The sequence below is a fragment of the Erythrobacter litoralis HTCC2594 genome (assembly GCF_000013005.1).
Lineage (GTDB): Bacteria > Pseudomonadota > Alphaproteobacteria > Sphingomonadales > Sphingomonadaceae > Parerythrobacter > Parerythrobacter litoralis_A.
Genome location: NC_007722.1, coordinates 345,403 through 364,949 on the forward strand (window position 1 = coordinate 345,403; position 19,547 = coordinate 364,949).

Below are 19,547 nucleotides of genomic sequence, written 5' to 3' on the forward strand. Positions count from 1 at the left end.
CTCCCTTATATTTCGAAGCTGACCATCTTGGCCATGATGAATGCCCCGATGCTCATCCACACCATGCCGCCCAGGCCGATCACGATCAGGCGTTCGTCGGTGAAGAAGCCATCGATATAGGTCGGGTTTATCCACCAGATCATCGCGAACACGATGAAGGGCAGGGCACCCACGATATAGGCCGAAGCTTTGGACTCCGAGCTCATGGCCCGGATCTTGAGCTTCATCTGGCCGCGCTTGCGCAGCACTTCCGACAGGTTCGACAGCGTTTCGGCGAGGTTTCCCCCGGTCTCACGCTGGATCGCCAGTGTGATGCAGAAGAAGTTGAACTCGGGGATATTCAGCTTGTCGGCCGTATCCTGGAGGCCTTCTTCCATCGTTTTCCCGATCTTGATGCGTTCGACGATCGACTTGAACTCGACACCGACCGGTCCCGGGACTTCCTGTGCCACCACGGCGAGGGTTTCCGTGACCGGTAGGCCCGAGCGCAGGCCGCGCACGAGCAGTTCGATCGCATCGGGAAACTTCGAATTGAAGTCCGCCGTCCGCTTGTTAATGAAAAATCCGACCACGAAATGCGGCAGGCCGGCTCCGATCACTGCACCCACGCCGAGCGAGAGCAGCAGCGCTCCGCTGCGCAGGAAGATCAGCACCGCGACGGTCAGACCGACGCCCAGCGAAGCATAGAAATACTGGCTGACCGTCCAGCCTTTTCCAGTCCGGTCCAGACGCAGTTCGAGCGCTTCGATACGCGAGGCCGAGCCGGCGATCCGATGTGCCTTGGGCTTGCGGGCCGCGATGGCCTTCTTCAGCTGCGATTCAACCTTGGTGTCGGTGCTTTCGGAGTGGCGATAGCGCACGGCATTGAGCCGTCGCTGGCTTTCTTTTGCGGCGTTGGGACCGGACAGCGCGGAATATCCGACCACCATCAGGGCCATCAGGCCGCCTCCGAATAGCAAGAGCTGCAAAATGCTCATGCGCGCTTACCGCCTTTCCAATTCATTATTCCGCCCGCCGGATCGCGGTTGCGCGATTGCCGGCGGGGGAGGGCATTACTCGGCCTCAGCCTTCTCGGCTGCGGGCTCTTTCTTTTTCAGCAGCGACTTGAAGTCGAAGCCGCCGAGAAGCGATTTCTTCTGCGGCGCGCCGTCTTCACCGTCCTCGTCGCCCGCACCGATGATGCGTTCGGCGAGCTGGCGCACGACCTGGGTCGACTTTGCGCCCGGGTTGGCATCGACGAAGACCTGGCCGAGCTTGGCGGCGTTGGCGGCGGATTTCACATCGTAAGGGACGGTGAAATCGATGCTGCGTTCGATCGAGGCTTCGAAATCGGCCTTGCTGATTTCGGCAACGCCCGATTGCACCTTGTTGGCGATCACGATCGGTACCGCGTGGGCAGCGTTGGTCTTGAGCCACGACAGGATGCGGATCGTGTCGCGCGCGGAAGCAAGCGTCATTTCCGTTGCGAGCGCGACGACGTTCACGTCGGCGAGCAGGTGCGGAAAATTGATCAGCATGTTGCGCGGCAGGTCGATCACCGTCATTTCGAACGCCTGGCGGAATTCCTCCTCCAGCTGCACGAATGCCGAACCGTCGGTCATCAGCGGCGCATTGATGGGCGCTTCTGCCGATAGGATGGCGAGGTTGTCGTTGGCGCGGATCATGGCGCGTTCGATGAACAGGCCGTCGATGCGGCTCGGGTTGTCGATCGCGTCGGTCAGGCCGCGGCCCGGTTCGAGATCGAGCGCGAGCGCACCGGTGCCGAAATGCACGTCGAGATCGAGCAATGCAGTTGGCATCTTGTGTTCATCGCTGAACAGCCATGCGAGCGAAGTCGAGAGCATCGAAGCGCCGACCCCCCCACGTGTGCCGACAACCGCGGTCGAGATGTGGCGCTTGACGGTTTCGCCGTCACCCGCCTTGGGCGCAGCGAACACGGCCTGGGCCTGGTTCAGCGAATCGCGCAGCTGGCCGGCCGACAGCGGCTTGAGCAGGTAGTCGTGGATGCCGCTCGCAAGCAGGTCGCGATACAGGCGCACGTCATTGACCTGGCCGATTGCGACCACGACCGTGCCGGGTTCGCAAACTTCGGCCAGGGCATTGATGTCGTTCAGCGGATCTCCGCTTTCCGACAGGTCGACCATCAGGATGTTCGGACTGGCCGAAACCGATAGCGACTGGACCGCATTGCGCAGGCCGCCCTTGTTGCACTTTTCCGGAGCCCAGCCCATTTCGATGACGACCGGGCGCAGGATGTCCAGCGCGGTGTCATCGCAAATATAGGCTGCGAAAGGATCACGATTGCCGGGCATACCGGCGTTCCATGGGGCGTTCATTGTTATCCTCCCGTGCCGCCGGCCGAGGGCAGTGCGCCCACGCCTTCGGGTGCTTTAGCGCGATAGGCTTCGACAGCTTTCGAGCCGCGACGCACATATGTTTCGCCGGAGCCCTCGTCGCCCTTCACCAGGTCTTCCGGATCGGCGACCATTGCGGCGAGATTGCCGTTGATCGCGCAGCCGTAACCGGGGTGCGTGCCATTGGTGTAGTTCATCTCGGACTTGACCGACCAATCGGGACAACCCGGGACCGAAGCGCTGGAACGGGTGATGACGACGCGGGCGCTGCCCGGCTCGACATAGCCCGACGTGACCGGCGCACCGTCGCTCACGAGGATCCCATGACGCCCGGCAAGCTGCGAGATCGCATCCTTGGTAGAGCCGCTGAGCATCGGATCTTCGATCGACACGCGATCGCCGTAGCGCAGGTTCATGGCTTCGAACCAGCCGGAGAGCCGCTGCTGCTCGGGGATCGAAAGGCCACCCGGACCGGTGCGAACATCGAGCGTATAGTTCGTACGCTCGACCACCGGCTGCTTGGTGGAATACATCGTGCGGTTCTGCGGCATGCCACCGCAGGCGGCAAGCGAGAGGCCGACAGTCAGGGTGAGTACCCCGGCAAGTTTCCTAGTCAGTTTGGGCATCGTTCTCACCTTCCTCACTTCAGGCTGAAACCGGGCGCGGCAGCAGCGGTGCGCTGCTTGTCACGCTTCGATTTCTTCGATTTCTTGGCGCTGCGGCGATCGTCCTTCTGCGTTTTCGGCGCAGGCAGCACCGCTGCGGGGTCGATCCTCGAAACGGCCGGGTTGGGACCGTCGCGATCCTGGGCGGTCGGTTTGGGCCGATCGCCGCCGGTCTTGCCGTCATTCTCCAGGAAGCCCAGCGTACGCTGCAGCTCATTGGGTGTCTGATAGCCGTCGGTCGGCAGCTTGATGTCGGTGCCGTCGACCGGCTTCACCAGATACGGCGTAACCACGATCACCAGTTCGGTCTCGCCCTTGCGGAACGAGGTCGAACGGAACAGGTTGCCGATGATCGGCACGTCACCGAGGCCTGGGGCCTTGTCGACGGTATTCTGCGAGCTGTTGCTCATCAGGCCTGCGATCATGAAGCTCTGGCCGGAGCCAAGTTCCACGGTCGTTTCAGCGCGCCGAGTTGTAAGGGCCGGGATCTGGAAGCCGTTGAGCGTGATGGCGCCCTGGCTCGAGAGTTCCGACACTTCCGGCCGCACGCGGATCGAGATCCGGCCATTGGCGAGCACGGTCGGCGAATAGGCCAGGCTGACGCCGAAGTTGCGGTATTCGATCGAAGTCGTACCGAGGCCCTGGCTGATAGGGATCGGGAATTCACCGCCAGCCAGGAAGGTGGCGGTTTCGCCCGAGAGCGCGGTCAGATTCGGATTGGAGAGCGTCGTGATCAGGCCAAGGCGCTCGCCGACATCGAATGCGCTGGCAATGTCCAGACCGAACAGGCGGCCTGCGAAGTTGAGCGCGGTCTGACCCGGGTTGTTGCTCGCAACGGGAAAATTCGCGCCACCGACGACAAATTGTCCGGTTGCCGGGTTGAATGGCAAGCTCAGCGACCCGGGCGGCAGGCCGAACTGTGCGGATGCGTCGAGTTGCGGAAACCCTGATGTGTCGATGTCGGTAATCGACCCGAAGTTGCGACCGCGATTGACACCGAACAGGAAGCCGTCGGTCGTATCGCGGGTCGTCAGGTTGGAGCCGATTTCACGTACCAGCGAGCGGCTGACTTCGGCAATTCGCACCTGCAGGTTGACCTGCAGCGGAGTGGCCATTTTCAGGCGGCTGATAACGTTGGCACCGTCACCCAGGAAAGCCGTCACGAGACGCTCTGCCTCGGCAGCATCTTCCGGAGCAGCGACAGTGCCGGTCAGCAGCACAGTGTTGGTGCCCATGGTCGCCGTGGCGATCTTCGCTTCAGGCATGGCGAGCGCCAGCATCTGGTCGAGGCTGTCGATATTGTTCGCTACGCGGACATTGGCCGCCCAGATAACGTCGCCGGCGGAATTGCTGGCGTAGATGGTCGTTTCGCCGCCGGACTTGCCGAAGACATAGAGCTGGCGCTGCGATTTGATCTGGACGTCGGCCACCGCGTCGTTGGCGATAAACACATCTGCCATCGCGCCGGGCACGCTGATCAGTTCACCGCGACCGATCGACAGGACGACATCCTGCGACGGTTTCACGATCGACTGGGCGTGCGCGACCTGGGCCGGGCCGGCTGCGACTGGCAGCGCGGCAAGGCTCGCGACGAGCGCTTTTGCAATCAGGCGACGTTTCATGGTCTTGCCCCTCGTTTGGGAATTCGCCGTTTCGAATTGGCGACGGAATAAGATTGGGTTGGTCATGATGGTGCTCACCGGACCATTCCTGCACTGGCAGCGGGAACCGCCTGGGCGGCTTCGCCGAGACCTTGTTGCTGGCCCGACAGCACCTTGCCGGCAGCGCCGATCGGCACTTCGGTGGTCTGCTTGCCGCGCGTTACACGAACGGTCGGAACCGGCCGGACGACAACTTGCGTGCCGGGCGCCATGCCCCCGTTCTTCTGCGCGGTTTCGATAAACGCTGCGGCAGCGGCCTGAGCCTTTTCTTCCTTGCTGCGGGGCAGGGTCGAGCTCTGGAACCGCGAGACATCGCCGCCCGTGACGTAGCTTGTCGCGCCGTCGTTGGGGCGGTTCATGGCCGCCTGGATGATGCGCTCTTCCTCTTCCGGCGAAGCACCGTCGGGAATTTTCACGTCGCCCGAAGCGATAGCCCGCTCGAGCTCGGCCTGGTTATCGGCAATCGAGCGCAGCGCGAGACTGAGCGTGCCGAGAGTCTGGGCGACAGCGACCTTCTCGGCGATCTTCGGCGTCACTTCGAGCGTGACGGTGCGGAAGGCGCGAACGACAGTCTTGCCGGCTTCGTTGGTAGTCTGTTCGGTGGTCTGGTCAGTTGCGAGCACGCGCAGGTTGCGCAGGATCGTCTCGGTAGCCTTGAGATCGGTTTCCTCGCCTTTGACCGCCTGGGTCAGCATCAGGTCGACCCGGTCACCCGGGAAAACGAAGCCGGCGACGCCCGTGTTGGCCGAAACCGGCACCGTAATGGCGCGCATGCCCGGGCCGAGCGCCGCAGCGAGAAAGCCGCGGTCGCCGGGGCTCACCAGCGTACCCTGGGTAAGCGGTTCGCCAGCCGTAACGGGATGGCGCACAACGGTGCCGAGAAGCTGGGTGATGTCGGATTCGCCTTCGATGAAGTAGGCGTCCTGCACCAGCTCTTCGGGCCACATCTGGAACCCGAGCGCATCGGCGGTGATGATGGTGCCCACAGGCAGGCCGCGCTGGGCGACCAGCACCTTGGGTCCCTGGGGCTCTTGCACAGCTGCCGTCGCCTCCGGCGCGGAGGCTCCTGCAAACATGCTCCGGGCTGCCATGGCGGTGCCTACCGCAATGATCAGCGCTGCGAGCAGCAGAACGAGCTTCTTCCTGTCCATGGCTATGTAGCCCCCTTCAGTCGTGCCCGCGGACATCGCGGGTTGGTATGGTTGCCGTCGTTACGGCCAAAGTAGTTAAAATCGGGTTCACCCCACTGCGCTGCCGGCGGCGATCGAGGCTTGCGCGAGCGGAAAATAATGTGTTGTCAGGATCCACAGGCCGGCGGCCGAGATCGCTACGCCATAGGGAATGGCGAGCCGTTCTCGCTGGCGGCGGATCAGGTGCCACATGCCGAACAGCAGCGTCAGTACGCCGCCGAGCAGGGCCATGATCACGATGAGATTGAAGAACAGCGCCGGGGCGATCCACAACGCCAGCGCGGTAAGCAGTTTGACATCGCCGCCGCCCATCCAGCGCATTGCGAACAAGCCGGCGCAGATCGCGAAAGTGATGAGGGCCACGCCAAGCTGCCACGCGACCCCGGGCCACAGGTCGAGCCCGCTCGACCACCAGAAGAGGGGGGCGCCCAGAGCGATCGCGCCGTTGAGCCAGTTGCCGATCTGGCGACTGCGCAAATCGGTGAACGCGGCCGTCAGCAGTGCGATTGCCAACGCCACAAGCAGTCCGTAGTGAAGATAGTCAGCCACCATGGCCAGCCCCTGTAAATCCCCGTGTCGGAACAGGTGCTACAGGTCATCACTTACCAAATAGTAACCAAGTCCAGAAGCGCGCCATAAGCCATCGCATTCAAGCCGAGACCAACGCCGACATGACCCGTTTCGATCGCCGCGCCATTCCGTCATCAGCGAAGGAAGATTGGTGGGGCCTGCCCGATGGGCACAGGGTGCGCCGTATCGATTGGGCGAGCGAGGCCGAGCCTCCGCGCGGCTCCATCCTGTTCATGCCGGGGCGCGGCGATCACTACGAGAAATACCTCGAAAGTCTGGATGAATGGCATCGCGCCGGCTGGCAGGTGACGGCAGCCGACTGGCGCGGCCAAGGTGCCTCCGGACGGCTCGGGACCGACGAGGTGACTGGCCATGTCGACGACTTTGCGATCTGGATCGACGATTTGGCGGCGCTGTGGGCCGACTGGAAAGCGCAGACGCCAGGACCGCATGTGCTGGTCGCGCATTCCATGGGCGGACATCTGGGCTTGCGGGCGGTGGCCGAAGAACGGGTCGATCCCGGCGCGGTGGTGCTTTCCGCGCCCATGCTCGGCTTTGTCGGCAACCTCCCCGTCAGCCTGACGCACGGCGTAGCGCGGCTGATGTCCCGGGTGGGCGACCCCAGGCGGCCGGCGTGGAAGTGGAGCGAAAAGCCCGGAGAAATTCCTGCGGGCCGCCTCAAGCTCCTGACCCACGACGACGAGCGCTATCAGGACGAACTATGGTGGCGTGAAAAGCGGCCCGAACTCGTCATGGGCCCCGGAAGCTGGGGCTGGGTGGAGCGCGCTTATGCCTCGATGCGCGGCTTGTTCGCGGAAGGCGTGCTCGAAAGCGTTACGACACCGATCTTGCTGCTGTCGACCTCGAACGACAAACTCGTGAGCCACCGCAAGGTGGTCGACGCTGCGGAACGCCTGCCCAACAGCGAGCTCTTGGCTTTCGGACGCGAATGTCATCACGAAATCCTTCGCGAAGTCGATGCCGTTCGCGATCGCGCGATGGAGGGTATCGCCAATTTCCTCGACCGCAAGGCGCCCGCGAGAGACTGACCGGGTCATGGCGGACTACGATATCGCCATCATAGGGGCGGGAATGGCCGGTGCCAGCCTTGCCGCGGAATGCGTGCCCCATGCGCGGGTTCTGTTGCTCGAAGCCGAGGATATGCCGGGCTACCACACGACCGGACGCTCCGCCGCATTCTGGGAGGAATGCTATGGCGGGCCGGAGCTCGTGCCGCTTACCCTCGCGTCGGGGGCGTATCTGCGTGAGCACGGCTTTCTGACGGAACGCGGAGCCTTATACATTGCGCGTCGGGATGGTGTGGCATCTCTCGACGCTTTTATGGACCGGTTCGGCCCTACCGGCGTGACGATCAAGCGTGTGGGCCGCGCCGAGCTCGAACAACGCCTGCCCCGGCTCAGGCCGGCATGGGTGGAAGGCATCTGGCAACCGCGGTGCAGCGATATCGATGTCGCGGGCCTGCACCAGCACTATCTCGGGCAAGCAAGAAAGGGCGGCGCCGCGCCGGTGTGCCGGGCACGCATCTCGCGGATCGAGCGCGCGGAAGGCGGCTGGCGGCTGTGGTCGGAACGCGGGCAATCGTGGTCTGCCCGCACGATAGCCAACGCCGCCGGGGCCTGGGCCGACCAGATCGCCGGAATGGCCGGGGCGCAAGCAGTTGGTATCCAGCCCTATCGCCGGACAGTCGCGCAACTGGCGACCGATCCACCTCCTCCGGGCGACCAGCCGCTGGTGCTCGACATCGGCGGCGGGTTCTATTTCAAGCCCGATGCAGGGCGGGTCTGGCTCAGCCCGCATGACGAGGAACCGAGCGAGCCCTGCGATGCTGCGCCCGAGGAGCTCGTTGTGGCGGAAGCGATCGATCGGTTCGAGCAGGTCGTTGACTGGGACATCCGCAAAATCGAGCGGAAATGGGCCGGACTGCGCAGCTTTTCGCCCGATCGCTTGCCGGTCTACGGTTGGGACCGCGAACGCGACGGTTTCTTCTGGTTCGCGGGCCAAGGAGGCTACGGTATCCAGACCGCGCCTGCGGCGGCGCGGCTCGGCGCGCAATTGCTGCTCGGACGGGAACGGGACGCTCTTACACAGGGTCTCGACGCAAACCTTTATAGTCCGGCCCGCTTTCGCTAGTCAGAGTTTCGGCCTCTTTTGGCCGTGACGCTTGAGACAAAAAAATATTACGAGAGGGCAGATATGGCGCACAAGTTCGAGATTTACAAAGACAATGCCGGCGAGTTTCGCGTTCGCTTCAAGCACAACAACGAAGTGATGTTCTCGACGCAGGGCTATTCCCAGAAATCGAGTGCGCAGAATGCGATCGACTCGATCAAGAAAAATGGCCCGGACGCACCGACCGAAGATAATAGCTGATTGGGACCACGCGGAGCATTTGCGCCGACTTTACGATTGCAGGTCGGCCGCTTCGCTGGCGAGGCGGTCGGCCCGTTCGTTTTCGGCGTGCCCGTTATGACCCTTGACCCAGTGCCACGTGACTTTGTGCCGTAATTCGGCTTCGATTAGGTCGTGCCACAGGTCGTCGTTGCGCACCGGTTTTTTGCTGGCGTTGACCCAGCCCCGCTTTTTCCAGCCGTGCACCCACTTGGTAATGCCGTCGACGACATATTTGCTGTCGGTGTAGAGTTCGACTTCGCACGGCTCGATCAAGGCGTTGAGGCCTTCGATAGCCGCGCGCAGTTCCATCCGGTTGTTGGTCGTCTCCGGCTCGCCGCCCGACAATTCCTTCTCGTGTTTGCCCATACGCAGCAGCACGCCCCAGCCGCCAGGGCCGGGATTGCCCTTGCAGGCACCATCGGTGAAGATCTCGACCTTCTTCATGCGTTGAACACTTTCTCGCCGTCACGGCGATAGAACTGCAGCCGCCGCGCAAAATCCATCGGATCCTTGCGGGTCACCAGCGCATCGGCGGGCGTATCGAGCCAGTCCTGGATGCGCGTGGCTATGAAACGCATCGCCGCACCTTGCGCAAGCAGCGGAAGGGCAGCAATCTCGCTTTGGGACAGCGGGCGCACCGACTGGTATCCCTCCAGCAACGCCGCTCCGACCTCGGTGCGGTAATCATGGCCGCCGGCAGTGAATGACCACGCGACATGCGTAACGGCAAGGTCGTAGGCCGTGATATCGTGACAGGAGAAATAGAAGTCTATCAACGCGCTGACCCGCGATCCCAGCATCAGCACGTTGTCGGGAAAGAGGTCGGCATGCACGATGGACGAGGGCAGATCCTCCGGCCAATGCTCCAGTAAGTCGGACAGCGATTCCTCGATTACCGACGGCAAGGCGCGATCGATGGTGCCGATGGCTCCCGCACCTGCATCTGCGAGGATGGCGGCCCAGTCACGCGGGCGTAGGTCGTTCTCGCGCGTAAGCGCGAAGTCGGTCGAGGCCAGGTGCAGGTCGGCCAGAGCAATGCCCACGGCCCGGGCCTGTTCGGGCGTCGGATGGCCGACCGATACGCCGGGCAGATATTCGATCAGGGCCACCGCCTTGTCGTCGACCATGCGCGACGATGCGCCGTCGCGATCATGGATGGTGCGTGGAACGGGCACGCCTTTTGCCGAAAGGTGATCGAGCAGGCCGAGGAAAAAGGGCAGATCGGAAAGGTCGATCCGCCGTTCGTACATCGTGAGAATGAAGCGCGCGCCATTGCCGTCAGAACCGGTGGTCTCCACCAGCCAGTTGGAATTGGAAATACCTTCGGCAATTCCCTTCGCCGAAACCAGTTTTCCGACATCGTAGTGCCCGATCAGGCGGGCCAGATCTTCTGCCGAAAGATGGGTGTAAACCGCCATGTGGCGTGCTCAATCCATCAATTGGCGCGGCAATTTGAAGACCATATTTTCCTCGGCGGCAGCAATCGTGTTCTCTTGGACTTCGCGCCACTCGCCGAGTTTCTCGACCACTTCGCGAACAAGCAGTTCGGGCGCGGAAGCGCCGGCGGTGAGACCGATCGTGCCGACTCCTTCGAGCCAAGCGGGATCGATATCGTCTGCACGCTGGATCAGCTTGGCCTTCGTCCCGAGCCTTTCTGCAACCTCGACCAGTCGCAGCGAATTCGAGGAATTGGTCGCGCCGATGACCAGCACCAGGTCGCTACCGGGGGCAATCCGTTTGACGGCAGCCTGTCGGTTCGATGTGGCGTAGCAGATATCCTCCGCTTTCGGTCCTGCGATCTCGGGATAGCGCGCCTCGAGCGCAGCGATGATTTCCGCCGTGTCGTCGACCGACAGTGTGGTCTGCGTGAGGTAGGCGAGCTTGTCATCCGCGCCAAACGGCAGTGCGGCAACATCCTCCACGGTTTCAACCAGCGTCATCTGCCCGGCTTCGACCTGCCCCATCGTACCCACCACTTCAGGATGCCCGGCGTGGCCGATAAACACGATATGTCGGTCTTTCTCGATCTGTCTCTCGGCCTGACGATGAACCTTGCTTACGAGCGGGCAGGTCGCATCGACATAGAGCAATTGCCGCCGGTCGGCTTCGGCCGGCACCGACTTCGGCACACCGTGCGCACTGAACACCACGGGGACACCGTCCGGCACCTCGTCGAGCTCTTCGACGAAGATGGCCCCTTTTTCACGCAAAGCGTCGACCACGTACTTGTTGTGCACGATCTCATGCCGGACATAGACCGGCGCACCGTATTTATCGAGGGCGCGTTCGACGATGTCGATGGCGCGGTCGACACCGGCACAAAAGCCACGCGGAGCCGCAATCAGGAGGCTCAAGCCGGGTTTGCCGGACTGCGAGGGCTCGGGGGATTGAAAGGGAGCGTTCATAGCCCGCCCTCTAGCGCTTTCGAAAGACGCCCGCTAGGGGACGCGTGAGCGATTGACGTGAGGACTTCGATGAACTGCAATTTCCGCCCGACCCTTGCCCTGGCCGCACTGGCGGTGCTGGCGGCGTGTTCCAATGAAGGCGAACTCGTCCTGGCAGAGGGGGTTGGCGTGACCGCGGTGCGCACGGCGTGCCCGTCGGTCGGGGTGCCCGATTACACCGGCGACATTACCACTTTCCGCAGCCCGACTTCGCGGACGGTCAACGATATCGACGTCACTGCGGCGATTACCAATGTCCGCTCGACCTGCGACGAGACCGGCGATCGGATTTACAGCAATGTGACGTTCGACGTGCTCGCGACGCGTGCCGATGCGCGCGGTGCCCGCACCGTGGAACTGCCCTATTTTTCGACTGTGCTGCGCGGCGGCACGGCGGTGGTCAGCAAGCGGGTAGGCTCGGTCACGGTGAGTTTCGCCGATGGGCAGGCGCGCGCGCAAGGCAGCGGCCAGGCAGGCGCCTTCATCAACCGCGCGGAAGCGACATTGCCGGCCGACATTCGCGAGCGGATTACCCGCAAGCGCAAACCGGGCGATGTCGACGCCGCGCTCGACCCGCTGGCCGATCCGCAGGTTCGCGCCGCGTTGCAACGGGCGACCTTCGAACTGCTTGTGGGTTTCCAGCTGAGCGAGAGCCAGCTGGCATACAACGCGACCCGCTAAACGCCCCGCCAATCTCGCTTTGCGATAGGGCGCGTTTCCGGCTAACCGCGCCCGCATGTCCGAATTGAACACGATTCACGCCGCCTTCGCTGCGAAGGTCGATGCGGTGCTGTCCGCGCTCGAAGCCGAAGGCACGCTGCCTGCCGGTGTCGAGCGCCGCAATGTGACGGTCGAACCGCCGCGCGACCCATCGCACGGAGACCTGGCGACCAACGCCGCCATGGTGCTGGCCAAACAGGCCGCCACCAATCCGCGCGCGCTCGCGGAAAAGATCGTCGAGCATCTCGAGCGCGATCCCGATATCACCGAGACGGCAATTGCCGGGCCCGGCTTCATCAATCTGCGTCTGGCCGACCGCGCGTGGCTGGGCGAACTCGAAGCGATTGCGGCGTTGGGCGAGGGCTATGGCCGTTCTCAGATGGGCGAGGGCAAGCGGGTCAATGTCGAATATGTTTCCGCCAATCCGACCGGCCCGATGCACATGGGGCATTGTCGCGGCGCGGTGGTCGGCGATGCCTTGGCGGCGTTGCTGGAATATGCCGGACACGAGGTCACGCGCGAATATTATGTCAACGACGCTGGCGGACAAGTCGATACGCTCGCCCGTTCGGCGCACTTGCGTTACCGCGAGGCGCTGGGCGAAGATATCGGCGCAATTCCCGGGGGCCTTTACCCTGGAGACTACCTGAAACCGGTGGGCGAATATCTCGCGCAGGAACTGGGCGATCGCTTCAAGGATGCGCCGGAAGACGAATGGCTGCCGATATTCCGCGCCGAGGCGGTCGAAAAGATGATGGACGTCATCCGCGCCGACCTCGCGCTTCTGGGCATCCATCACGACCTGTTTTCGTCCGAGGCGGCGCTGCAGGCAGCGGGCAAGCCCGAGCAGGCCGAGGCGTGGCTGCGCGAGCATGGTCTTGTCTATGACGGCGTGCTCGAACAGCCCAAGGGCAAGGTGATCGAGGACTGGGAGCCGGTCGAACTGCCGCTGTTCCGTTCGACCAAGTTCGGCGACGATCAGGATCGACCGATCAGGAAATCCGACGGCAAATGGACCTATTTCGGGGCCGATCTTGCCTATCACATGCAGAAGGCGGAAGAAGCCGATGCGCTGATCGACATCTGGGGCGCCGACCATGCGGGCACGGTCAAGCGGATCAAGGCGGCGGTGGCGGCGCTATCGGAAGGGCAGGGCAAGCCGATTCCCTTCGATGTAAAGCTTGTACAAATGGTGCAACTGATGCGCGCGGGCGAGCCGGTGAAGATGTCTAAGCGTTCGGGCAATTTCATCACCATCGCCGACATGGTCGAGGAGGTCGGCAAGGATGTCGTTCGTTTCACCATGCTGACCCGCAAACCCGAAGCGCAGATGGATTTCGATTTCGCCAAGGTAGTGGAAGCGTCCAAGGACAATCCGGTTTTCTACGTCCAGTATGCCCACGCACGGATCCATTCGACGTTGCGCAAGGCCAGGGCCGAAGGGATCGAGCCTTCGACAGAGGCGATCGCACAGCTGGGCGAGGAAGAACTGGGCCTGATCAAACAGGCGGCGCAATTCCCGCGCATCGTCGAAGCGGCGGCCGCAGCGCGCGAACCACATCGGATCGCCTTCTTCCTTTATGATCTCGCGAGCGCGTTCCATTCGTTTTACAATCTCGGGAACGACAATCCGTCGAAACGCGTCATTCTGGCACAGGATCCGGCGCTTTCCGCAGCAAGGCTTTTCCTGATCGACACAATCGGGCAAGTTATCCGCAATGGGCTAACCCTGCTCGGGGTCGAGGCCGTGGAGGAGATGTGAGATGATCGCTGAGAGCGGTGACAGGGACAAGCACGACGAGCCGATCGAGCAGTTCGAAGACGAGCAGGAAACCGACGAGCTCGACCTCGACGACGATGAACCGCTGCCGTGGCTCGAATCCTCGGATTACGAAGAGGAAGAGGGCGTCGATACAGGTCGTCTCATCGGGTTCGTTCTGCTCGGCCTGCTGGCGCTTGGATTGATCCTGGGTGCCTTCTATTTCCTGACCAATCGGGGCACGGATCCTGAGCTGGTGGCCGACGGTTCGACCATCGAGGCGCCAGAAGGCGACTTCAAGGAACGCCCCGAGGACCCGGGTGGCAAGGAATTCGCCGGAACCGGCGATGTCGCACCGGCTGTCGGCGAAGGCCAGGCCCGCGAAGGGCGTCTGGCCGAGGGCAACCGGGCCGGCGGTTCGGGCGATGGCTCCGGTTCCAGCGCGCGACCGAGCGTGGATGCACCGACCGCCGGTTCGACCGGCAACGCCAGCGCAAGCGGCGGCGTCGGCGTCCAGGTCGGCGCCTATTCGACCCGCGCTTCGGCCGAACAGGGCTGGCAACAGCTGACGCGGCAGACCGATGCGCTGAGCGGCTTCAAATACCGTATCCAGCAGGGCACCGCCGATATCGGCACCGTCTATCGCCTGCAGGCAGTCGCGGGCGATGCGGCGGCTGCGAACCGCCTGTGCGATGCGTTGAAAGCCGATGGGGTCGCCTGCCAGGTCAAGCGCTAGGACTCGCTTGGTCGCGCCGGTAAAACTGCATAGCTAATATCCACACCGGGAAGCCCCGCCGCCCTTGTGGCAGGCGGGGTTTCTTGCGAATCTCGAAGGTTCTATGACGCCTGCAATCTTCGGCATGTCCGGCCTCACGCTGAGCCCGGAAGAACGCGCCTTCTTCCGCGATGCCGATCCTGCGGGCTACATCCTGTTCGGACGCAATATCGAGGATCGCCGGCAGGTGCGGGCGCTGACCGATGAATTGCGCGCCATCCATGGGCGCGAAGACCTGTTTATCTGCATCGACCAGGAAGGTGGCCGTGTCGCGCGGATGCGGCCGCCTGAATGGACGGGCTTTCCCGCAGGTGAAGCGTTCGACCGGCTTTACCGGATAGCCCCTGCCAGCGCGATCGAGGCCACGCGGGTCAATGCGCAAGTCCTCGCGATGGAACTGGCCGAAGTCGGCATTACCGTCGATTGCCATCCGCCGCTCGATGTGCGCCAGCCCGGCGCGCATGACGTGATTGGCGATCGCGCGCTCGGCAGCGAGCCTATGCAGGTTGCGGCGCTCGGCCGCGCTATCCTAGACGGGCTGGCGAAGGGCGGTGTCCTGGGTTGCATCAAGCATATGCCCGGCCATGGGCGCACCACCTGCGATACGCACAAGGACCTGCCGACCGTCCATGCCAGCGGCGAAGAACTGGAAGTGGATCTCGCGCCGTTCCGCGCGCTCAACCAGACCCCGGTGGGCATGACGGGGCACCTGCTGTTCCCGCTGTGGGACGAGGAAAATCCCTCGACCCTGTCGAAGACCATCATAGCCGACATCATTCGCGGTCGGATCGGTTTCGACGGGCTGCTGCTGACCGACGATATCGACATGGAAGCGCTTTCAGGCACGATCCCCGAGCGCGCCGAGCGGGCAATCGCGGCGGGCTGCGACGTGGTGCTCAATTGCTGGGCCAAGATGGACGACATGCAGGGCATCGTCGAGCGCTGCGGCACCATGCGAACCGAGAGCACCACGCGGCTCGATCGCGCACTGGCGGCACGCGCAAGAGCCGAAGAGGCCGACAAGGCGGCCCTGCTAGCGAAGCGCGATCGATTGCTCGGCATCGAGGGGGCGATGGCATGACCGAGGACGCGCTCGTGGTGCCCGATGAGACCGGCGGTTTCGACAGCGGCGAATGGGATGGCATCGCCGCGGCCGGCAGCAAGGATGAAGGCGCGCTCTATCTCGCGCTCGACGGATGGGAAGGGCCGCTCGACCTGCTGCTGGACCTTGCACGTCGACAGAAGGTCGATCTGCGCCAGATCTCGATCCTCGCACTGGTCGACCAGTATCTCGATTATATCGAGCGCGCCGAAGCGCTGAAGCTGGAGCTTGCGGCCGACTACCTCGTCATGGCGGCGTGGCTGGCCTATCTCAAATCCTCGCTGCTATTGCCAAAGGAAGAGCAGGAAGACCCGAGCCCTGAGGAGCTTGCGCTGCGGCTGCAACTGCGGCTCCAGCGGCTGGGCGCGATGCGTGAGAGTGCCGCCCGGCTGATGGCGCGCGACCGGGTCGGCCGCGATGTCTTCCTGCGCGGCGCGCCCGAGGGGCTGCGTACCGATCGCAAGACAAAATGGCAGGCGGCGTGGTTCGATGTCGTGCAGGCCTATGGCCAGGTGAAGGCGCGCACCGCGCCGGTCGTGCACATGGTGCAGGAACGCCCGGTGATGACGCTCGACAGCGCGCTCGACCGGGTTTCCGCCATGCTTGGCGTCGCGCTCGACTGGATGGCGCTGGAGGAATTCCTGCCGCCCCATGCCGATGCGCAATTGCGCCGTAGCGCCAAGGCATCGAGTTTTGTCGCTGCGCTCGAACTGGCGCGGCTCGGCAAGGCGGAAATCCAGCAGGACGAAGCCTTCGGCGAATTGCGGCTGCGGAGGGTCAAGGCATGAGCGGGCAATTGAGCGATCTCGAGCGCGCGATCGAAGCGACCCTGTTTGCGTCTGAGGATCCGATGGGTGTCGAATCGCTCGCAACGCATTTGGGTGATGCTGCCGCAAGCGATGTGCGCGATGCCCTCAAGAACCTCGCCAAGCATTACGAGGAGCGTGGTGTCCACCTCGTCGAGCGGTCCAGGCGCTGGCATTTCCAGACCGCGCCCGACCTCGCGCATCTGCTGCGACGCGAGAAAGAGCAGGTTCGCCGCTTGAGCCGGGCTGCGACCGAAGTGCTGGCGATCGTCGCCTATCACGAGCCGGTCAGCCGCGCCGAGATCGAGGCGATCCGCGGCGTGCAAACCGCCAAGGGCACGCTCGACGTGCTGATGGAAGCGGGCTGGGTCCGCGCCGCCGGACGCCGCGAAGTGCCCGGCCGCCCGGTTATCTACGCGACGACGCCCGAATTCCTGCAGCATTTCGGCCTCGCCAGCCGCAAGGACCTGCCCGGTCTCGACGAGCTCAAGGCCTCGGGCCTGCTCGATCCGGTCGACGATGCCTATGAGGCGCTGACCGCCATGGGCGACGAAGAAGATCGGGACGAGGACAGTGAGGGCGACGAAGAAGGCATTGAAACGCTCGACGATGACCGGCCCGACGTAACCGAAAACGAATTCGAATCGGAAACCCCCGAAACACCGGCATGACTCGCGTTTGCGTGCGCGAGCCCCTATATCTGCCGCAACACTGATTGAAGGAAGGTCCGATGGGACAGATTGGTATTTGGCAAATCCTGATTATCGCACTGGTAATCCTCGTGCTCTTCGGGCGCGGGAAGATCAGCGACATGATGGGCGATTTCGGCAAGGGCGTATCCAGCTTCAAGAAGGGGCTGAACGAGGAAGACAAGCCTGCCGAACCGGCCGCCAAGATCGAAGGCCCCAGCCACGAAGCCAAGCCCGCCGGCGAGGCGGCCAAGGACCCACGGCCTGCCGACAAGCAGGGCTAGTCCGCGAGGAGCAGCGCCATGTTCGATATCGGCGCGACCGAACTGCTGGTCATTGCGATCGTCGCGATTCTGGTGATCGGCCCCAAGGATATGCCGCTCGCGCTGCGCACGGCGGGGCGCTGGATCGGCAAGATCCGGCAGGTTTCCAGCCATTTCCGCACCGGGCTCGACGCGATGATCCGCGAGGCCGAGATCGAGGAAATGGACAAGAAATGGCGCGAGCGGAATGCCGAGATCATGGCCAAGCATCCGGCCGATCAAATGCAGCCGCTCGATGCACCCGATCCTGCCTTGAGCGCCGCCGAAGCAAGAGCGGCGCACACCGAAGCCGCGAAGCCCGCTCGCGCGGCTGAGGAAACACAGGCCGATCGTGCGTCGGCTGACGAACACCCTGCTGCAAGCGAGCCGCGGCTGCCGCTCGAGGGCAGGGACTGACAACGGCATGGCACTCGGTATCAAGGACATCGACGAAACGCAGGCTCCGCTGCTCGACCATCTGGTGGAGCTGCGCACGCGCCTGCTGCGCTCGGTGATCGCGCTGGCGATCGCCTTCGGCGTCTGCTTCTATTTCGCCGACGAGATTTTCGGCATCCTCGTCCGCCCGCTGACCGCTTCCTTCCCGGCGGGTGAAGGCAAGCTGATTTTCACCCAGCTTTACGAGGTGTTCTTCGTCGAGCTGAAGGTTGCGCTGTTCGCAGCCTTCTTCGTCAGCTTTCCGATCATCGCAAACCAGATGTGGGCCTTCATCGCGCCTGGCCTCTACGCGAAGGAGAAGAAGGCTTTCCTGCCGTTCCTGTTCGCGACGCCGATATTGTTCACTGCCGGGGCCGCTCTGGCCTATTTCGTAGTGATGCCGATCGCGATCCGCTGGTTCCTCGGTTTCGAAGGCACTATCGGGGGGCTGGACGTCGAGGCTTTGCCCGGGGCCGGCAATTATCTCGGACTGGCCATGCAGTTCATCCTCGCCTTCGGGATCAGCTTCCTGCTGCCGGTGCTGCTTTTGCTGCTGAACAGGGCGGGGATCGTCAGCCGCGCGCAATTCGTGAAGGCGCGGCGCTATGTGATCGTGGGCGTGGTCGCGGTTGCGGCGATCATGACCCCGCCCGATCCGGGCTCGCAGTTGATCCTGGCGGGTCCGCTCTACCTGTTGTTTGAAGGTTCGATGCTGCTGATGCTGTTCAGCGAGCGCAAGCAAAGGAAGGGCGGACAATTGAATGCCGCCGACGAGGCAGAAGCCGAGACGCTCTGAGGGCAGGTCGCAGCGACAGCTTGGCCCTGCTCCTCAAATCCGGATCGGGCACAAAAAAAGCGGGGCCGCAGCCCCGCTTTCAATGTTCGATTGCTTCGCCTTACTGGCTGAGCGCGTCGTTGTCGTCGCCGCTCGCAGCGATGATGATGCCGCCGATGATGGCGACAGCAGCGAAGATGCCGAGCAGCGCACCGCCACCACCAGCTTCGCTTTCACCTTCGACCGGGGTCGAGGCGCGCGCGAAGCTCGCTTCAGCGACGGCCGGTGCAGCAGCAAGAGAAAGAGCTGCGGTTGCAGCCAGTACGTTACGCAAAATCATTGTATGCCCTCCTGAAGGAAGATTCTGTATCTCAAATTCCGGCCCGTATTAGGGCAGGGTTCGGGAATGCGCAAGCCTCAAAAGCCGAGAATTTCCAATGCGCTCGGAGGCCTTGCCACCCGTTGCCGATAGGCCACACAAGGACGCGGCACTTTCCGGCAAGGGCAATGCGGCTTTACTGGCTCAGCGCGTCGTCATCGTCGTCGGCTGCGAGCACGATGACGCCGGCGACGATGGCCAGCGCGCCGAGAATCAGGAACAGGTCGCTGTTTTCAGCAAGTTGGCTCGATCCGTCGACCGGCGCGCCTGCGCGGAACGATTCGGCAGCGACCGGAGCGGCTGCGAGGCCGAGAGCGGCCACAGCCATGGTAAGGTTGCGAAAGGTCATAAATTCAAACTCCAAGCGGGAACACGGAAAGCGTTCCTGTAAATTCATCGCCACGACGGGTAACGGCCCGACCGAGCGACGCGCACTGCGACGATAAGGTAAAAAAGGCATGAACGGCCAGCGAATATCGCACTCATTCGTATGCCCGGGCGTCTGCAAA

Annotated in this window: 23 protein-coding genes; 12 read left to right on the top strand and 11 right to left on the bottom strand. The window is 63.2% G+C overall.

Annotated elements, in window-relative coordinates:
- Nucleotides 1–5: 5 nt before the first annotated feature.
- From EL2594_RS01495 to EL2594_RS01520, 6 genes are all read right to left on the bottom strand, one after another.
- A complete protein-coding gene (locus tag EL2594_RS01495; RefSeq protein ID WP_011413269.1) occupies nucleotides 6–977 on the bottom strand; it encodes a type II secretion system F family protein in 972 nt (323 codons plus the stop codon).
- Nucleotides 978–1,052: 75 nt separating this feature from the next.
- Complete coding sequence (locus EL2594_RS01500; protein WP_041684957.1) at nucleotides 1,053–2,336, bottom strand: pilus assembly protein CpaE; 1,284 nt, start codon at nucleotides 2,334–2,336, stop codon at nucleotides 1,053–1,055.
- Nucleotides 2,337–2,338: 2 nt separating this feature from the next.
- Nucleotides 2,339–2,980 carry a CpaD family pilus assembly protein gene (locus tag EL2594_RS01505; protein ID WP_041684959.1) on the bottom strand — a complete coding sequence of 214 codons (642 nt, stop codon included), beginning with the start codon at nucleotides 2,978–2,980 and terminating at the stop codon, nucleotides 2,339–2,341.
- Nucleotides 2,981–2,994: 14 nt separating this feature from the next.
- The gene (locus tag EL2594_RS01510) at nucleotides 2,995–4,641 is read right to left on the bottom strand and encodes a type II and III secretion system protein family protein (RefSeq protein WP_081432268.1); all 1,647 of its coding nucleotides are present in this window, start codon (nucleotides 4,639–4,641) and stop codon (nucleotides 2,995–2,997) included.
- A 74-nt stretch (nucleotides 4,642–4,715) separates the two neighbouring features.
- Nucleotides 4,716–5,831 (bottom strand): Flp pilus assembly protein CpaB, encoded by a 1,116-nt coding sequence (gene cpaB / locus EL2594_RS01515; protein WP_011413273.1) that lies wholly within the window; start codon nucleotides 5,829–5,831, stop codon nucleotides 4,716–4,718.
- An 87-nt stretch (nucleotides 5,832–5,918) separates the two neighbouring features.
- The gene (locus tag EL2594_RS01520) at nucleotides 5,919–6,422 is read right to left on the bottom strand and encodes an A24 family peptidase (protein ID WP_011413274.1); all 504 of its coding nucleotides are present in this window, start codon (nucleotides 6,420–6,422) and stop codon (nucleotides 5,919–5,921) included.
- Between the two features lie 119 nt (nucleotides 6,423–6,541).
- Between EL2594_RS01520 and EL2594_RS01525 the strand changes: the two genes are divergently transcribed.
- From EL2594_RS01525 to EL2594_RS15040, 3 genes are all read left to right on the top strand, one after another.
- The gene (locus EL2594_RS01525; protein WP_011413275.1) at nucleotides 6,542–7,489 is read left to right on the top strand and encodes an alpha/beta fold hydrolase; all 948 of its coding nucleotides are present in this window, start codon (nucleotides 6,542–6,544) and stop codon (nucleotides 7,487–7,489) included.
- Between the two features lie 7 nt (nucleotides 7,490–7,496).
- Nucleotides 7,497–8,591, top strand: coding sequence for an NAD(P)/FAD-dependent oxidoreductase (locus EL2594_RS01530; RefSeq protein WP_011413276.1), 1,095 nt, complete (start codon nucleotides 7,497–7,499; stop codon nucleotides 8,589–8,591).
- A 63-nt stretch (nucleotides 8,592–8,654) separates the two neighbouring features.
- A complete protein-coding gene (locus EL2594_RS15040; RefSeq protein ID WP_011413277.1) occupies nucleotides 8,655–8,831 on the top strand; it encodes a YegP family protein in 177 nt (58 codons plus the stop codon).
- Nucleotides 8,832–8,861: 30 nt separating this feature from the next.
- Here EL2594_RS15040 and rnhA read toward each other — a convergent pair whose 3' ends face one another.
- Genes rnhA through ispH form a run of 3 tightly spaced genes read right to left on the bottom strand, consistent with a single transcriptional unit; the run spans nucleotide 8,862 to nucleotide 11,257 of the window.
- Entirely contained in the window at nucleotides 8,862–9,296 is a 435-nt protein-coding gene (gene rnhA / locus EL2594_RS01535; protein WP_011413278.1) for a ribonuclease HI, read from the bottom strand.
- Nucleotides 9,293–10,270: a homoserine kinase gene (gene thrB / locus EL2594_RS01540; protein WP_011413279.1), complete on the bottom strand. Its 978-nt coding sequence runs from the start codon at nucleotides 10,268–10,270 to the stop codon at nucleotides 9,293–9,295. Before thrB ends, rnhA begins: the two co-directional genes overlap by 4 nt.
- 9 nt (nucleotides 10,271–10,279) lie before the next feature.
- On the bottom strand, nucleotides 10,280–11,257 hold the full coding sequence (gene ispH, locus EL2594_RS01545) for a 4-hydroxy-3-methylbut-2-enyl diphosphate reductase (RefSeq protein ID WP_011413280.1): 978 nt from the start codon (nucleotides 11,255–11,257) through the stop codon (nucleotides 10,280–10,282).
- Between the two features lie 69 nt (nucleotides 11,258–11,326).
- Between ispH and EL2594_RS01550 the strand changes: the two genes are divergently transcribed.
- The 9 genes from EL2594_RS01550 to tatC all read left to right on the top strand — a co-directional run bounded on the left by EL2594_RS01550 (nucleotide 11,327) and on the right by tatC (nucleotide 18,680).
- The gene (locus tag EL2594_RS01550; protein ID WP_011413281.1) at nucleotides 11,327–11,977 is read left to right on the top strand and encodes a hypothetical protein; all 651 of its coding nucleotides are present in this window, start codon (nucleotides 11,327–11,329) and stop codon (nucleotides 11,975–11,977) included.
- Between the two features lie 55 nt (nucleotides 11,978–12,032).
- Nucleotides 12,033–13,778, top strand: coding sequence for an arginine--tRNA ligase (argS, locus tag EL2594_RS01555; protein ID WP_011413282.1), 1,746 nt, complete (start codon nucleotides 12,033–12,035; stop codon nucleotides 13,776–13,778).
- A 1-nt stretch (nucleotide 13,779) separates the two neighbouring features.
- Entirely contained in the window at nucleotides 13,780–14,511 is a 732-nt protein-coding gene (locus EL2594_RS01560) for an SPOR domain-containing protein (protein WP_011413283.1), read from the top strand.
- 103 nt (nucleotides 14,512–14,614) lie between these two features.
- Nucleotides 14,615–15,631 (top strand): beta-N-acetylhexosaminidase, encoded by a 1,017-nt coding sequence (gene nagZ, locus EL2594_RS01565; RefSeq protein WP_041684962.1) that lies wholly within the window; start codon nucleotides 14,615–14,617, stop codon nucleotides 15,629–15,631.
- Complete coding sequence (locus EL2594_RS01570) at nucleotides 15,628–16,440, top strand: segregation and condensation protein A (protein WP_011413285.1); 813 nt, start codon at nucleotides 15,628–15,630, stop codon at nucleotides 16,438–16,440. Before nagZ ends, EL2594_RS01570 begins: the two co-directional genes overlap by 4 nt.
- On the top strand, nucleotides 16,437–17,129 hold the full coding sequence (scpB, locus tag EL2594_RS01575; protein ID WP_011413286.1) for an SMC-Scp complex subunit ScpB: 693 nt from the start codon (nucleotides 16,437–16,439) through the stop codon (nucleotides 17,127–17,129). Before EL2594_RS01570 ends, scpB begins: the two co-directional genes overlap by 4 nt.
- Nucleotides 17,130–17,188: 59 nt before the next feature.
- Entirely contained in the window at nucleotides 17,189–17,431 is a 243-nt protein-coding gene (gene tatA / locus EL2594_RS01580; protein ID WP_011413287.1) for a twin-arginine translocase TatA/TatE family subunit, read from the top strand.
- Nucleotides 17,432–17,449: 18 nt separating this feature from the next.
- Entirely contained in the window at nucleotides 17,450–17,866 is a 417-nt protein-coding gene (tatB, locus tag EL2594_RS01585; protein ID WP_011413288.1) for a Sec-independent protein translocase protein TatB, read from the top strand.
- A gap of 7 nt (nucleotides 17,867–17,873) precedes the next feature.
- Complete coding sequence (tatC, locus tag EL2594_RS01590; RefSeq protein ID WP_011413289.1) at nucleotides 17,874–18,680, top strand: twin-arginine translocase subunit TatC; 807 nt, start codon at nucleotides 17,874–17,876, stop codon at nucleotides 18,678–18,680.
- Between the two features lie 100 nt (nucleotides 18,681–18,780).
- Here the strand turns inward: tatC and EL2594_RS01595 are convergent, their stop codons facing one another.
- Both EL2594_RS01595 and EL2594_RS01600 read right to left on the bottom strand, forming a co-directional pair.
- Nucleotides 18,781–18,999, bottom strand: coding sequence for a hypothetical protein (locus EL2594_RS01595; protein ID WP_011413290.1), 219 nt, complete (start codon nucleotides 18,997–18,999; stop codon nucleotides 18,781–18,783).
- Nucleotides 19,000–19,174: 175 nt separating this feature from the next.
- Nucleotides 19,175–19,366, bottom strand: coding sequence for a hypothetical protein (locus tag EL2594_RS01600; protein WP_233994297.1), 192 nt, complete (start codon nucleotides 19,364–19,366; stop codon nucleotides 19,175–19,177).
- Nucleotides 19,367–19,547 lie beyond the last annotated feature (181 nt).